This window comes from Streptomyces sp. NBC_01433 (genome assembly GCF_026340105.1).
In the GTDB taxonomy this organism is placed as follows: Bacteria; Actinomycetota; Actinomycetes; order Streptomycetales; family Streptomycetaceae; genus Streptomyces.
Genome location: NZ_JAPEPM010000001.1, coordinates 1,724,885 through 1,739,763 on the forward strand (window position 1 = coordinate 1,724,885; position 14,879 = coordinate 1,739,763).

Consider the following 14,879-nt stretch of genomic DNA (forward strand, 5'->3'; position numbering starts at 1 on the left):
TCCCCGTGCGGGAAGAGGGCGGTTCCGGTGTGCTCACGCGGGCGGTTCCGGTGTGCTCACGCAGCCGTCGCCAGTTGCTCGCGCGGGACGAACCGTACGTGCGGGCGGCCGGGGCGGAGGTCGACCTTGAGGCGCAGGCCGCCGACGCGGGCCAGCATGAAGCCGACCGCAAGGGCGGCGACCATCGAGATCGCGCCGCCCGCCGCGAAACCGGTGCGGGCGCCGTACGTGTCGCTGATCCAGCCGACGATCGGGGCGCCCACCGGCGTACCCCCGGCGAAGACCATCATGTAGAGGCTCATCACCCGGCCCCGCATCTCGGGGTCGGCGGCCATCTGCACGCTGGTGTTCGCGGTGATGTTGGTCGTCAGGCCGATCATGCCGATCGGGACCAGCAGGATCGCGAAGATCCAGACCGAGGGCGACAGGGCCGCGGCGATCTCCAGCAGCCCGAAGGCCGTGCCCGCGGCCACCAGCATCCGCAGCCTGGTGGAGCGGCGGCGGGCGGCGAGCAGGGCACCGGCCAGGGAGCCGGCCGCCATCAGGATGTTGAAGAACGAGTACATCCCGGCACCGCCGTGGAAGATCTCGTCCGCGAAGGCGGTGAGCCAGATCGGGAAGTTGAAGCCGAACGTGCCGACGAAGCCGACCAGGACGATCGGCCAGATCAGGTCCGGGCGCCCGGAGACGTAACGCAGTCCTTCGCGCAGCTGGCCCTTGGCGCGGGGGACGGTCACCGAGGCGTGCATCTCGTTCGTGCGCATCATCAGCAGGCCGATGAGCGGCGCGAGGAACGACAGGCCGTTGAACATGAAGGCCCAGCCGCTGCCGACGGTGGTGATCAGGACACCCGCGACGGCGGGGCCGATGAGCCGGGCGGACTGGAAGTTCGCCGAGTTGAGGCTGACGGCGTTGCGCAGCTGCGCGGGGCCGACCATCTCGGAGACGAACGACTGGCGGGCCGGGTTGTCCACGACCGTCACCATGCCGAGCAGGAACGCGATCAGATAGACGTGCCAGACCTCGATGGCGCCGGAGAGGGTCAGGACGGCGAGTGCGATGCCGCAGAGACCGAGCATGGCCTGGCTGACGAGCAGGATCTGCCTCTTCGGGAGGCGGTCGGCTATCACTCCGCCGTACAGACCGAAGAGAAGCATGGGGAGGAACTGCAACGCCGTCGTGATACCGACGGCGGTGGCGGAACCGGTGAGGCTCAGGACGAGCCAGTCCTGCGTGATGCGGGACATCCAGGTACCGGTGTTGGAGATCACGGCGCCCGTGGCGAACAGGCGGTAGTTGCGGATCTTCAGCGACGAGAAGGTCCCGCCGGTCTTGCTCTCGTGGGTGGACGTCGGTGCGGGGGCGGAGTCTGCTCCGGATCCCGTACTCAAAAGGGTTCGCCTCCTCGGGCGTATACGGCGTGCTGTCCGACGGGGACGTGACAACGGGCGCTCCGGCTGTGGTCCGGGGCGCCCGCGAGGTCACAGGTGGGCAAGCTTCTCCAGCACGGGCGCCGCGGCCCGCAGCGTGTCCCACTCGTCCTCGTCCAGGCCCTCGGCGAGGGTGGTCAGCCAGGCGTTCCGCTTGGTGCGGCTCTCCAGGAGCATGGCCTCGGCCTGCTCGGTCTGGCTGACCATCTTCTGCCGACGGTCATCGGGGTGCGGTTCGAGCCGGACCAGTCCCTTGGCTTCGAGCAGGGCGACGATGCGGGTCATCGACGGGGGCTGCACGTGCTCCTTGCGGGCCAGCTCACCGGGGGTGGCGGAACCGCAACGGGCAAGGGTGCCGAGCACGGACATCTCTGTCGGGCTCAGCGACTCGTCGACACGCTGGTGCTTCAGGCGTCGGCTCAGCAGCATCACGGCGGAGCGGAGGGAGCTCACGGCGGCGGCACTGTCGCCGTCGTGGATCAGGTCAGGCATGTTCGTTAGAGTAACTCATTACCTACCCTAAATACCACCCGATGGTACACGCGCGAGAATCTGCTCACCCGAACGAGTGATTCGGAAGCGGAAAGTGATACCGAACGTGCGCCAGGGCGGCGACCCTGCTTGGCATGGGATCGACAGTGCTCAGCCTGCGGATAGACGGTGAGCTGCTCGACCGGCTCCGGCAGCACGCCGCAAAACGCGGAATGAGCGTCCAGGACTATGTGGTCCGGACGCTCATTCGCGACGACTTCGACGAACGCTTCAAGGCGGCCGTCGACGAAACGGAGAAGTTCTACGGGGCCGAGGCCCGGGTGGACCCGGCGAACCGGTTCACCTGAGCCGCCCCGGGGAGGGTGCCGCCACCGATCACGTGAGGCCGAGAGCCGGCATCGCGTAGTAGAAGACGAACACCGCCGACACCACGTACATCGCCACCGGGACCTCACGGCCGCGGCCGGCCGCCAGCCGCAGCACGCAGAAGGCGATGAAGCCGATGCCGATGCCGTTGGTGATCGAGTACGTGAACGGCATCATCACCATGGCGAGGAAGGCCGGGATCGCGAGCGTGTAGTCGCTCCAGTCGATGTCCCGCACCGAGCCCGCGATGATCAGGAAGCCGACCGCCAGCAGGGCGGGGGTGGCCGCCTGCGACGGGACCATGGTCGCCAGCGGCGTCAGGAACAGCGCCACCGTGAAGAGCAGACCGGTCACCACACTCGCGAAACCGGTGCGGGCGCCTTCGCCGACACCGGCCGTGGACTCCACGAAGCAGGTCGAGGCGGAGGAGGAGCTCGCACCGCCCGCGGCCACCGCGATGCCGTCGACGAACAGCACCTTGTTGATGCCGGGGAAGTTGCCGTCCTTGTCCGTCAGCTTCGCCTCGTCGCCGACGCCGAGGATGGTGCCCATCGCGTCGAAGAAGCAGGACAGCAGCACGGTGAAGACGAAGAGGACGCCCGTCAGGACGCCGACCTTCTCGAAGCCGCCGAACAGACTGACCTGACCGATCAGCCCGAAGTCGGGCGAGGCGACCGGGTTGCCCGGCCACGCGGGAACGGTCAGCCCCCACGCCTGGCCCGGCAGATCGGCGATCGCGTCGATGATCAGCGCGACGACCGTCATGGAGACGATGGAGATCAGGATCGCGCCCGGCACCTTGCGGACGATCAGCGCGAGGGTGAGCAGCGCGCCGAGGACGAAGACCAGGACCGGCCAGCCGTTGAGGTGACCGTCGCCGCCGAGCTGGAGCGGCACGGTGGTGTGCGCGGCGTCCGGGATGCGGGAGACGAAGCCCGAGTCGACCAGGCCGATCAGCAGGATGAAGAGGCCGATGCCGATCGCGATGCCCTTGCGGAGCGACTTCGGTACGGCGTTCATCACGCGTTCCCGCAGCCCGGTCGCGACGAGCAGCATCACGACGAAGCCCGCGAGGACGACCATGCCCATCGCGTCCGGCCAGCTCATCCGGGGAGCGAGCTGGAGGGCGACGACGGTGTTGACGCCGAGACCGGCGGCCAGCGCGATCGGCACATTGCCGATGACGCCCATCAGCAGCGTGGAGAAGGCCGCCGTCAGCACCGTGGCGGTGACCAGCTGGCCGCTGTCGAGCTGATGCCCGTACATGTCCTTCGCGCTGCCGAGAATGATCGGGTTGAGCACGATGATGTAGGCCATCGCGAAGAACGTGGCGAATCCGCCCCGGATCTCACGGGCGACCGACGACCCCCGCTCGGAGATCTTGAAAAACCGGTCCAGGCTGCCGTGCGGCTGCGGGGCCGGAGGCTGCTCGGGTTCGACCTGAGCGGTAGCCGCGGGGGACATGTATGACCTCAGTCGTACGTAGGGGGGTTCAAGGAACAAAAAGCGATCAACTTTGGACTTTCAGACGAATAATTCGAGCCAGCCAAAGCAGATTCAGTATGAATACATAAGGCGAAGATCGCTATCTCCGCGCGTAGACCCTTGGGCCGACTGGCCCGGCGGCACTTATGTACGCAGCCCCAGGGGCGTCCGACGGGCGTCCTCGGGGCATCCGACGGGCGTCCTCCGGCTGTTCCCGAACGGCCCATACACTGAGCTCATGGAGAAGTGGACACCGAAGCACGAGGCACCCGAGCCCCTGGAGGGTCCCGTCGTCGCCACCATCACGGGCGGCACGATCCTCTGGTTCGTCCTCTTCCTCGCGCAGCTCCCCTTCTACGGCTGGTTCGACGACCACGGGCACACCTGGTGGGTGTGGACCCCGCTGGCCGCTGCCGGGCTCGGGCTGTTCGGCATCTGGTACGTGCGGGGCCGGGACGCGGCACTCAAGCGGCACGCGGCCGAGGCCGCCGAGGCGGAGGCCGCCGCGACCACCCACGGCGAAGCACCGGGCGGGGCCTCGGGCGCCTCCCCCGCCTCTCCCGCCTCCTGAGCGCGTTCCCGTACGACCACAGGACCGACTTGGTCCTCCGCTGGTCTGATCTTCCGACCCCCGGCGGGTGATCCGGGGCACCCACCCGTACCGTCGGAACCATGACACAGCGGGCACTCGACTCCTCGGGGGAGCAAACCCCCGGACCTCCCCGGCCGGCCATGATCGACGCCGGAGCCGAACTCGACCCCGTACACCCGATGCGGCCACCGCCCTCGGCCCGGCACACCGGCGGGCTCACGACCGCCGAGGTCGCCGAACGGGTCGCCCGCGGCGAGGTCAATGACGTACCCGTACGCTCCTCGCGCTCCCTCACCGAGATCGTCCGGGCGAACGTCTTCACCCGGTTCAACCTGATCATCGGCGTGCTCTGGGTGATCATGCTGTTCGTCGCGCCGATCCAGGACAGCCTCTTCGGCTTCGTGATCGTCGCCAACACCGGTATCGGCATCGTCCAGGAGTGGCGCGCCAAGAAGACCCTGGACAGCCTCGCGGTCATCGGTGAGGCGAAACCGACCGTGCGGCGCGACGGGGTCGCCGCCGAGATCTCCACCTCCGAGATCGTCCTGGGCGATCTGATCGAACTGGGCCCCGGTGACAAGGTCGTCGTGGACGGCACGGTCGCCGAGGCGGACAGCCTGGAGATCGACGAGTCGCTGCTCACCGGCGAGGCGGACCCGGTGATCAAGCGGTCCGGCGACCCGGTGATGTCCGGCAGCTTCGTCGTCGCGGGCGGTGGCGCGTTCACCGCCACCAAGGTCGGCCGCGAGGCGTACGCCGCGCAGCTCGCCGAGGAGGCGTCCCGCTTCACGCTCGTCCACTCCGAGCTGCGCACCGGCATCAGCACCATCCTGAAGTACGTGACCTGGATGATGGTGCCGACCGCGATCGGCCTGATCATCAGCCAGCTCGTCGTCAAGGACAACAACTTCAAGGAGTCCGTCGCGCGGACCGTCGGCGGCATCGTCCCGATGATCCCCGAGGGCCTGGTCCTGCTCACCTCGGTCGCCTTCGCCATCGGTGTCGTACGGCTCGGCCGCAAGCAGTGCCTGGTGCAGGAGCTGCCCGCCATCGAGGGCCTGGCCCGGGTCGACGTCGTCTGCCTGGACAAGACCGGCACCCTCACCGAGGGCGGCATGGACGTCACCGAGGTGCGCCCGCTGAACGGTTCCGACGAGGCGTACGTGACCCGGGTACTGGGCGCCCTCGGTGCCTCCGACCCCCGGCCCAACGCCAGCCTCAAGGCCATCGCCGACGCCTACCCGGACGGCGGGGCGTGGGCCGTCACGGACACGCTGCCGTTCTCCTCGGCGCGCAAGTACAGCGGGGCGGCGTTCGACGAGAGCGACGCCGGTAGCGCGGACGGCGGGAACGGTGGGAACGGCGGCCGGCGGTCGACCTGGCTGCTCGGCGCCCCCGATGTGCTGCTGCCCGACCAGGACCCGACGCTCACCGAGATCGAGCAGCTGAACGAGCAGGGTCTGCGGGTGCTGCTGCTGGCCCGCGCCTCCGGCGCACTCGACGGGCCCGGCATCGGTGACGGGGCCGTACCCACCGCCCTGGTCGTCCTGGAGCAGCGGCTGCGGCCGGACGCCGCGGAGACCTTGGCCTACTTCGCCGACCAGCGGGTCGCCACGAAGGTGATCTCCGGTGACAACGCGGTCTCGGTCGGCGCGGTCGCCGGGAAGCTCGGTCTCGCGGGTGCCGAGAACACGATGGACGCGCGCCGGATGCCCACCGACCCCGATGAGATGGCCACGGCCATGGAGGAGAACGCGGTCTTCGGCCGGGTCACCCCGCAGCAGAAGCGGGACATGGTCGCGGCCCTCCAGTCGCGCGGCCACACGGTCGCGATGACCGGCGACGGGGTCAACGACGTCCTCGCGCTGAAGGACGCCGACATCGGGGTCTCGATGGGGTCGGGCTCGGAGGCGACGCGTGCCGTGGCGCAGATCGTGCTGCTGAACAACAGCTTCGCGACGCTGCCGTCCGTCGTCGCCGAGGGCCGCCGGGTCATCGGCAACATCACCCGGGTCGCCACGCTGTTCCTGACGAAGACCGTGTACTCGGTGCTGCTGGCGGTCCTGGTGGTCTGCTTCCAGGTGGAGTACCCGTTCCTGCCGCGCCATCTGACGCTGCTGTCGACGCTGACGATCGGCGTACCGGCGTTCTTCCTCGCCCTGGCGCCGAACAAGGAGCGGGCCCAGCCGCACTTCGTCCGCCGTGTCATGCGGTACGCGATCCCGTCCGGGGTGATCGCGGCGGCGGCCACCTTCGCGACGTATCTGATGGCCCGGCACCACTACTCGGGCGCGGGCGCGCTGGAGGCCGAGACGAGCGCGGCGACGCTCACGCTGTTCCTGGTCTCGATGTGGGTGCTGGCGATCATCGCCCGCCCGTACACCTGGTGGCGCGTCTGCCTGGTCGCGGCGATGGGGCTGGGGTTCCTGATCGTGCTGGTCGTGCCGTGGCTCCAGAACTTCTTCGCCCTGAAGCTGGTGGGGACGACCATGCCGTGGGCGGCCGTGGGGATCGCGGTGGCGGCGTCGGTGGCCCTGGAGTTCGTCTGGCGCTGGGTCGGCCGCCGCTTCGGAGCGTAGGAGAGTCGCGAGGCACCCCGAGGAAAAGCCGCGAGGCACCCCGCGCCTTTTTGGGAAGGTGCGGGGTGCCTCGGGTGGTGCCTCGACGGGCACCTCGGGCAACTCCTGGGAGACGCCCGGTGCGTGACTACTTCACGTCGAGGTAGTCGGCGCCGGCCGAGACGGCCGGGGTGGAGGAGGTACCACCGAAGCTGTAGCGCCAGTAGCCGTCGACCGTGGCCTTGACCGTGGTCTTCAGCGCGCCCGTGGAGCTCGACTTGATGGTCTTGATCGTCGTGTAGGTCTTGCTGTTCTTCTTACGGAACTGAAGCTTCACGGACTGCTTGCTGTAGCCCTTGTACGTACCGGTCTCCCAGTTCGCACGGGTCAGCTTGCCGGTGACCGTGATGGTCTTGCCCTTCTTCACGGGCTCCGGCGAGGCGTTGGCCGTCAGCTTGGAGAGCCGCTGCATCTTGACCCAGGCGAGGGAGTCGTGCGCGTACTCCTCGCCGTTGTCGTCCACGCCGGCGATGCCGACGTGCCAGTTACGCGCGTCGGAGTTCATCAGCCAGCCCGGCTCGACCGTGAGGACCGTCTTGCACGTGGTGGTGGTGGCGTTGACCGCCTTGCACGTGACGCCGTCCTCCTCGGGGCCGAACCCGAAGCTGTCCTCGTCGGTGCGGTTCTTGCCGACCCAGATGTACGCGGCGACGCCGCCGACACCCGCGGTGTCGGTGGCGGTCACCGAGATGGAGATCTTCTTCTTCGCCGTGGTGCCGACCACGATGGGCTTGCCAGCGTTGGTGACGATCTTGGTCACCTTGAAGGTGTCGGCCGCGGCGGCGCGGGCCCCGAGGGGCGCCTTCGCCGTGTCGGAACCCTTCGGCGCCGGGAACTTGTAGTCGAGGGACCACGAACGACCGTCGTCGGCCTGCGCTGCCTGCGCGGCCGGAATGGTGAGAGCGGACAGGGCCAGGGCGCCGGTAGCTACGGCAACAGTGGCACGAATGCGCATGCGTTCCCCAAGTGTGGAGCAGGGGGCCCACGGTTTCACGTTCACCCTGTGGGACCCGTCTGGTCTGCGAGTCTGCTGACTCGACAGACCAGACCTCTCACACGTGTGAACGGTTGTACGAACCCATGACTTTTCTGTGAAAGTCACATCGGACCCGTCGCCCCGGACCCGTCACGTCAGGCCCGTCGCCCGCACCCGTCGCCCCGGACCCGTCGCGCGACGGCCCCGTGCCCGGATCAGTCGAACCAGCGGTCCCGCGCCAGCTCCTCCGTACGCGACGGATCCTCCAGCAGCGCCGCCACCTCGAAGCGGCGCGGCCACTGCCCGGCCGCCCAGGCCAGGCCCGCGGCGACGCCCTCCAGCGTGGCGGCGTGCACGGCGCCGTCCGGGGTCCGGCGCCAGTCCAGCTCGACGCCGCCCGCCCGCAGCTCCGCGTGCTCCATGTACACGTCCGGGGTCCCGGCACCGAGCAGGACCCGCACCGATTCCGGTACGCGGTGCTCCTCGCCCTCGCTCGTCACCTCGGCCTCGATCGTCTCGCCGAGCCGCCGCACCTGGAAGAGGTCGGCCAGTTCGGCGGCGCGCGCCGGGGCGACCGGCAGCAGGGCCACGCCCTCGGTGAGCGGCAGGATGTCGGGGGCGTCGGCGATCACGGCGTCCGCCGCGTCCATCACCCGTACCTCGCCGTCCACGACCGCGCGCAGCTCGTCGGGCAACGTGACCTGCTGCGGGTCCAGTTCGGCCAGCGCCGTGTAGAGCGCGTGCAGCTGTACGGAGTCGACGGGGCGGTCCTCGTCCGCGAGCCGCCCCAGCAGTTCCGCGGCGCCGCCCGGCTCGTCCAGGAGCGCGGCCAGCGAGGTCCGTACGCCCAGCGCGCGCAGCACCTGGGCATCGTCGAACCCGGACGCGTCGACGGCGTCGTAGAGCCCGTTGAGGCGCGGGTCGCCGCCCGCCGCGCGCAGACCCGCCGGGCGGCGGCCGTCCAGCACCGGGTGGTCGCGCAGCCACCAGGCGGTGTACGGGCGCACGGACTGCGTGGTGCCGTCCGGGAGCAGCACCCGGACCGGCTGGGTCAGGGCGTCGCGCAACGGCGGCCGGGCGAGCATCGCGAGCGCCTGCGGCCAGGCGTCGTCGTCGACGAGGTCCAGATCGCGGACGGCGACGAGTTCGGTGGCGACGGGCGGCACGGGGGTGTCGGGCAGCTGGTCGAGGATGTCCTCGCACCACACGTCGACGGCGTCGAGCAGCCCGGCGTCGTCCGGTTCGGCGAAGTCGCCGTCGCAGGGCTCCAGTTCATCGGGGTCGAGCACCACGTCGGTGGCCCGCACCAGCGCGAACGTGGCCAGCACTCCGCACGCGGTGAGCGGCTGCTCGCCCCAGCGGCCGGCCAGCTCCTCGTCGCACAGGGCCAGTTCACCCTCGCGCATGACCTGGGCGAACGGGCTTCCGGGCAGGACGAGTTCACCGGCGGGGGCGGGCTCGCCGTCCTCGTCCGGCAGGGCCAGCGCGCCGAGCCAGGGCTCGTCGCCGGGGGCGAGGTCCGCGTCCCGTACGAGGGTGAGGACGGTCTCCGCGAGCTCGTCGCCGTCCAGCGCGTCCTCGTCCCAGATCTCGCCCGCGTCCAGCGAACCGGCGACGGCGGCCCGCACCTGCGGGGTCCTCAGCACGGCGCGCGGGGTGGCGGGCAGGGCGCCCAGCTTCTCCAGGAGCGGATGGGCGGCGTCCGGGTGGGCGACCTTCAGCCCCAGCCGGGCCAGCCGGGCGAGTACGGGGCCGGTGAGGGCGTCCGGGAGCGGCAGCAGGACCTGGCGGGGGCCGATGGTGGTGCGGGGCGCCTGGTCCGCAGGAGCGTCGGGGGCTCCGGCGAGCGGGACCGGGAGGCCGGAGAGCCGGTCCGGGTCGATGCCCGTCAGGCTGTCGTAGAGCCGACGCCACCAGGACGGGTCGCGCTCCAGTCCGGCGAGGCGGTCGATGGCCTCGGTGAGCGGGACACGGGCGACGCCGAGGGTGCGCAGCTCGGTGCGGCGTTCCAGCCCGGCGGGCAGGAGGCACGGCAGCACTTCGGCGAGCACCTGTACGGTCGCGGCGCCGACGCCCTCGACGATCTCGGCCTCGACGGGGCGCAGGGCGGTGGTGGCCGTGTGCGATGCGGCCGGGGCGTCGTCCTTGTCCCAGTCGTCCCACCGGTCGGGCTCGGCGGCCGGGTCGCGGGGCGCGGCGGCCTCCAGGAACGCGATCCGGGGCAGCCGGGAGAGGATCGCGCCGCGCAGGGCTCCGTCCAGCTCGCCCTTGCCGAGCGGCCCGGGGACCAGGTCGACGGTGCCCGTGGACACCGGCTGCCACGCGGCGAGCAGTTCGGCGTAGGCGTCGGCCGCGCGCTCCACCAGGAAGTCGGTGAGGGGGCCGGGCGCGGGGTGGCGGCGGCTGGTGTCCAGCGGCAGCGAGGCGATGAGGAGCGCGGGGATGCCGAGGGGTTCGTCGGTGGGGGTGGGCGCGTGGACGACGGGGGCGGTACGGGGCTGCCGCGGGGCGCCCTGTTCGTCCACGGGCACGGCCCAGGTGACCGACCAGTGCGGACGCAGCCGCTCCTCGACGGGCCGGTCGGCGAGCAGGGCGGGCTCGACCGGGCCGTGGTGGAAGACGGTGCGCCAGCGGTTCGTCCCGTGCGCGGAGTCGTCGATGTGGATGTACGGGCCCTGCTGGGTGCGCCGCAACGTCCGTACACCGTCCGGGGTTTCGATGACGATCTCGTCGAGTCCGGAGAGGGTGAGCAGGAGCGCGTCGTCCACGGCGGTGAGCAGCCGGCCGACGAGATCCTCGGCCGTGCCGTCGCGCAGCGGCAGCACCACGACGGTGTCGTACCCGTCCGGTGCGGTGCCCTCGGCGGGCAGCGGGAGCCGCAGCAGCGGTACGTGGCCGTCGCGGCGGCGGAGCTCGTCCCCCAGACCGGGGCTGCCGATGGACGCCTGGCGGGCCAGGTCGCGGGCCTCGGCCAGGGACCAGCGGACGCCGCCGTGCCGGCCGATGACCGCGGGCTCGTCGCTGACGGCGAGGACGGCGGCGAACCCGACGCCGAACCGGCCGACGGCGGACTCGTGCCCCTCCCGCTTGGCGGAGGCGCGCAGGGTGCTCAGGGACTCGACGCCGGTCGCGTCCAGCGGGGCGCCGGTGTTCGCGGCGGCGAGGACGGCGCGGGCGTCCGGATCGCCGGGGGCGGGCGGGTGCAGGGTCAGCCGCAGCCGCCCGGGGACGCGGGCGCGGGCGGCGGCGTCGGCGGCGTTCTGGGCCAGCTCGACCACGAGGCGGTCACGGTAGCCGCCGAGCGCGAGGTCCTCCTCGGCGTTGGCGTCCTCCCGGAACCGGGCGGGCCCGGCTCCCCAGGCGTCGAGCACGCCGCGCCGCAGCCGTGCCGTCCCGAACGGATCGGCCCCCTCGGTCGCATTCATGCTCACGCTCTCGACTCCGCTCTGTTCCGGTGACCCGTGACCTGTGCGCGGCGGGCACGACGCGTGACGCGTGCGGTGTACCGCCGTGTGGCACGTGTGCCCATGCCGCCCAGTGTGCGCCCGAAGGTACCGCGACGGCGGGCAGGCACAGAATCAAGCCCGCCCGGCGATGACCTCCATCGCCGGACGAGCCGGGTCTCCCGCGCGCCGATCCCGTCAGGAGTGGCCGAGATCCTCCGTGGGCGCGTCCGCCTCGTCCGGTACGGACCCGCTGTCACGCGCCGGGCGCAGGGTGTACTCGTCCACCTGGAGGGTGTCCAGCGCGTGCGGCGCGGGCTTCGTCGGCTTCGGCATGACCGCCGCCTCGGAGTGACCTCCGCACCCGTACGCCAGCGACACCACATGGCCGTCGGCCGGGCCGAACTCGTTCGCGCACACGCCGAACGCCTGCTTCAGCGAGCCCGCCATGGGCACCAGGAACGCACAGGTCACACAGGTGGCCGGGGCCGCCTGCGCCATCGGGGTCTTCGCCCCGAACTCCTCGTCCCAGCGGTCCGCGGCCGCGTACAGCCCGTACCGGGACAGCACCCGCGCCCGCCGGGTGCCGAGCTCGTCCGCGACCGCCGCGATCGAACCGCGGCTCGTCGCGCCCGGCCGGGTCGTCAGCTCCGCGTCCTCCGCCTCGACGAGGTCCGCGAGGTCCGCGGAGACCGCGGAGTTCGGCGGGGGCTCGTCCTCGCCCGTGTAGCCGGGCTCCAGGCGAAGATCCTCCGCCTCGGTGGGCAGCAGGTCGCCGGGGCCCATGTCGCCGGGGCGCAGGCGCTCGCTCCACGGCACCCACTCGGGGGCCAGGAGCGCGTCCGAGCCCGGCAGGAGCACCGTCTCGTCCAGGGTGACGTTCTTGGCCCGGGAGGCCCTGGCGACCGTCACCGCCCAGCGCCAGCCCCGGTAGCCGGGATCCTCGCACTCGAAGTAGTGGGTGACGACCCGGTCTCCCTCGGAGACGACCCCCACATGCTCACCGACCACTCCTGGCGCGGCGGCTTCCTCGGCCGCCGTGCGCGCGAGGTCTACCGCCTCGGCGCACAGGCGGTCGGGAACGGGGGTACGGGCCGTACGGCTTCGCGTCGTCGCAGCACTCACAGGTCTCGCTTCTCTCCATACGCCAGTCTCACGAGCGCGCCAGCTGCTGTGCGATTGCTGTTTTCGGCCATGACGGCTGTGGGCGGAGCGGACCTGGGGGCCGCGTCGACGTCCACACCCGTTGTGCCTGCCTCGGGCGCGCCTTCTGCCATCCATTCTGCGGGATCGCGGAGAGGCGCGCGGCCAAGAACAACCGCCGGTGGCGCGTTACGCACGCTACCCTCTCCGCCGCTCCGAGCCCACCTGCCCGTCCCAAACGTGCCGTATCCATTCTGCCGGTCACTGCCCCGATCACCGCTCCGGGCACTGGTCCGACAGGGCGCCCCGCGCCGCGTCGGCGGCCGATCACGGTTCATCGGAGCGAGGGTTGGGGCACTATGACGGGGTGGCTGCCGCCAGGTCGCACGACGGTTCCGGCCCGCTCCGCAGGGCAGGCCGGTCGATGGGCCATGCCCTGCGCTCCCCGTTCACGGGCACCGCGAAAGGCATCCGAAAGGCGACACACGCCCATGGGGCCGGGGAATCCGGCCTCGGCAAACTGATCGAACTGCACGCGGTGAACGGCGCGGGCGACGTGATGATCACGGTCGCGCTCGCCTCCACGGTGTTCTTCTCCGTCCCGACGGACGAGGCGCGCGGCCGGGTCGCGCTCTACCTGGCCATCACGATGGCCCCCTTCACCCTGCTCGCCCCGGTGATCGGCCCGCTGCTGGACCGGCTGCCGCACGGCCGCCGCGCCGCGATGGCGGGCGCGATGTTCGCGCGGGCGGTGCTGGCGATCACCATGTCGGGCGCGGTCGCCACCGGCGGCCTGGAGCTGTACCCGGCGGCACTGGGCGTCCTGGTCGCCTCCAAGGCGTACGGGGTCGTCCGCAGCGCTGTCGTGCCGCGGCTGCTGCCACCCCGCTTCTCCCTGGTGAAGGCCAATTCGCGGGTCACCCTGGCCGGACTCCTCGCGACGGGTCTGGCGGCCCCGATCGGGGCGGGGCTCCAGACCGTCGGATCGGGCTGGCCGCTCTACGGTGCGTGCGCGATCTTCCTCGGGGGGACGTTCCTGGCCTTCACCCTGCCGCCCAAGGTCGACTCCGCGAAGGGCGAGCGCAAGGCGCGCCTGATCGTCCCGCACGGTGCGGACGGCGAGCCCGCCGCGGCGCCCCGTACGGGGCGCCGCGGCCTGCGCATCGGCAGGAAGAACGGTGCCAAGCCGGTCCGGGACAAGCCCCCCGGACTGCGCTCCGTCGGCGGTTCCGTCCTGCACGGGCTCCAGGCGAACGCCTCGCACCGGGCGCTCTCCGGCTTCCTGATCTTCTTCCTGGCCTTCCTGCTGCGCGAGCACCCGCTCGCCGGACAGAGCGCCGCCGTCTCGCTCGGCATCGTCGGCGTCGCGGCCGGGGCCGGCAACGCCTGCGGTACGGCGGTGGGCGCCTGGCTCCGGGCCCGCGGCCCCGAGGTGATCATCGCGACCGTCCTCGGGCTCGCCCTGGGCGTCGCCGTGCTCACCGCGCTGTTCTTCTCCACCGTGATGGTCGCCGCGCTCGCCGCGGTGGCGGGTTTCACCCAGGCCCTGTCGAAGCTGTCGCTGGACGCCATGATCCAGCGGGACGTCCCGGAAGAGGTCCGTACATCCGCTTTCGCCCGGTCCGAGACGTTGCTCCAGATGGCCTGGGTGGTCGGCGGCGGCATCGGGATCGCGCTGCCCCTCAACGGCGTACTCGGCATGTCGGTCGCCTCGGCGATCCTCGCCCTGGGTGCCGCCACCTCCGTACGGGGGCTGCTGGGCGCCGCACGGCGCGGCACGCCGCACCCCCGCGTGGCATGAGCGGGGCCGACCGATAGCCTTCGGCCCATGACCGTTGCGTTCTTCTCCGGTAAGGGCCGTCGAATCGGCGTCGCTCTTGGTGCCGTGTCCGCGGGACTCCTTGTCCTGTCCGCCTGCGACAAGCCGACGCCGCTCGCCACCGTGACGGTCGGCGACAACTCGGTGAACACCGAGGCGTCCTGCTACAACGACGGCAAGGCCCTCAAGGAGTCCGACATCCAGGGCTGCCTCAACAAGAAGGCGGAGAAGTCCGTCAAGGTCGCGATGGACGACAAGGTCCGCTTCGGCGTCGACCCCGAGATCGCCGACAACGGCTGGACGCTCTTCATCAACGGCCAGCAGGCCGAGCAGGAGCCGTACAAGAAGACCTACCGGTCGATCCCCGGCAGCGCCTTCTTCGCCAGCCAGACCGGCGAGACCTCGAACAAGACCCAGATCTCCATCGTGGAGACCAAGGGCAAGAAGCTCACGGGCATCTGGCACTTCGAGCTCAAGAAGACGTCCTGACCCCCTCCTGATCCCACCCGATCCCG

The 14,879-nt window shown here is 71.2% G+C and carries 11 protein-coding genes; 5 read left to right on the top strand and 6 right to left on the bottom strand.

The window, feature by feature from the left end:
* Positions 1-56 precede the first annotated feature (56 nt).
* Positions 57-1,391, bottom strand: coding sequence for an MFS transporter (locus OG413_RS07695; protein ID WP_266803741.1), 1,335 nt, complete (start codon positions 1,389-1,391; stop codon positions 57-59).
* Positions 1,392-1,481: 90 nt separating this feature from the next.
* Positions 1,482-1,922: a MarR family winged helix-turn-helix transcriptional regulator gene (locus tag OG413_RS07700; RefSeq protein WP_073718624.1), complete on the bottom strand. Its 441-nt coding sequence runs from the start codon at positions 1,920-1,922 to the stop codon at positions 1,482-1,484.
* Between the two features lie 134 nt (positions 1,923-2,056).
* Here OG413_RS07700 and OG413_RS07705 point away from each other — a divergent pair, with 134 nt between their 5' ends.
* On the top strand, positions 2,057-2,269 hold the full coding sequence (locus tag OG413_RS07705; RefSeq protein ID WP_266803744.1) for a ribbon-helix-helix protein, CopG family: 213 nt from the start codon (positions 2,057-2,059) through the stop codon (positions 2,267-2,269).
* A gap of 28 nt (positions 2,270-2,297) precedes the next feature.
* On the opposite strand, the gene OG413_RS07710 is transcribed toward OG413_RS07705, so the two are convergent.
* The gene (locus OG413_RS07710; protein ID WP_266803746.1) at positions 2,298-3,752 is read right to left on the bottom strand and encodes an NCS2 family permease; all 1,455 of its coding nucleotides are present in this window, start codon (positions 3,750-3,752) and stop codon (positions 2,298-2,300) included.
* A 259-nt stretch (positions 3,753-4,011) separates the two neighbouring features.
* Here OG413_RS07710 and OG413_RS07715 point away from each other — a divergent pair, with 259 nt between their 5' ends.
* Complete coding sequence (locus OG413_RS07715) at positions 4,012-4,344, top strand: DUF2530 domain-containing protein (RefSeq protein WP_266803748.1); 333 nt, start codon at positions 4,012-4,014, stop codon at positions 4,342-4,344.
* Positions 4,345-4,445: 101 nt separating this feature from the next.
* Positions 4,446-6,944: a cation-translocating P-type ATPase gene (locus OG413_RS07720; RefSeq protein WP_266803750.1), complete on the top strand. Its 2,499-nt coding sequence runs from the start codon at positions 4,446-4,448 to the stop codon at positions 6,942-6,944.
* 127 nt (positions 6,945-7,071) lie between these two features.
* Here the strand turns inward: OG413_RS07720 and OG413_RS07725 are convergent, their stop codons facing one another.
* The 3 genes from OG413_RS07725 to OG413_RS07735 form a co-directional block, all read right to left on the bottom strand.
* Entirely contained in the window at positions 7,072-7,938 is an 867-nt protein-coding gene (locus OG413_RS07725; RefSeq protein ID WP_266803752.1) for a calcium-binding protein, read from the bottom strand.
* A gap of 236 nt (positions 7,939-8,174) precedes the next feature.
* Positions 8,175-11,384, bottom strand: coding sequence for a sacsin N-terminal ATP-binding-like domain-containing protein (locus tag OG413_RS07730; protein ID WP_266809968.1), 3,210 nt, complete (start codon positions 11,382-11,384; stop codon positions 8,175-8,177).
* A 216-nt stretch (positions 11,385-11,600) separates the two neighbouring features.
* A complete protein-coding gene (locus tag OG413_RS07735; RefSeq protein ID WP_266803754.1) occupies positions 11,601-12,527 on the bottom strand; it encodes a DUF3027 domain-containing protein in 927 nt (308 codons plus the stop codon).
* A gap of 385 nt (positions 12,528-12,912) precedes the next feature.
* Between OG413_RS07735 and OG413_RS07740 the strand changes: the two genes are divergently transcribed.
* Both OG413_RS07740 and OG413_RS07745 read left to right on the top strand, forming a co-directional pair.
* Complete coding sequence (locus OG413_RS07740; protein ID WP_266803756.1) at positions 12,913-14,346, top strand: MFS transporter; 1,434 nt, start codon at positions 12,913-12,915, stop codon at positions 14,344-14,346.
* Between the two features lie 27 nt (positions 14,347-14,373).
* Positions 14,374-14,853, top strand: a complete 480-nt coding sequence (locus OG413_RS07745) for a DUF2771 domain-containing protein (protein WP_266803758.1) — start codon at positions 14,374-14,376, stop codon at positions 14,851-14,853.
* Positions 14,854-14,879: the final 26 nt, after the last annotated feature.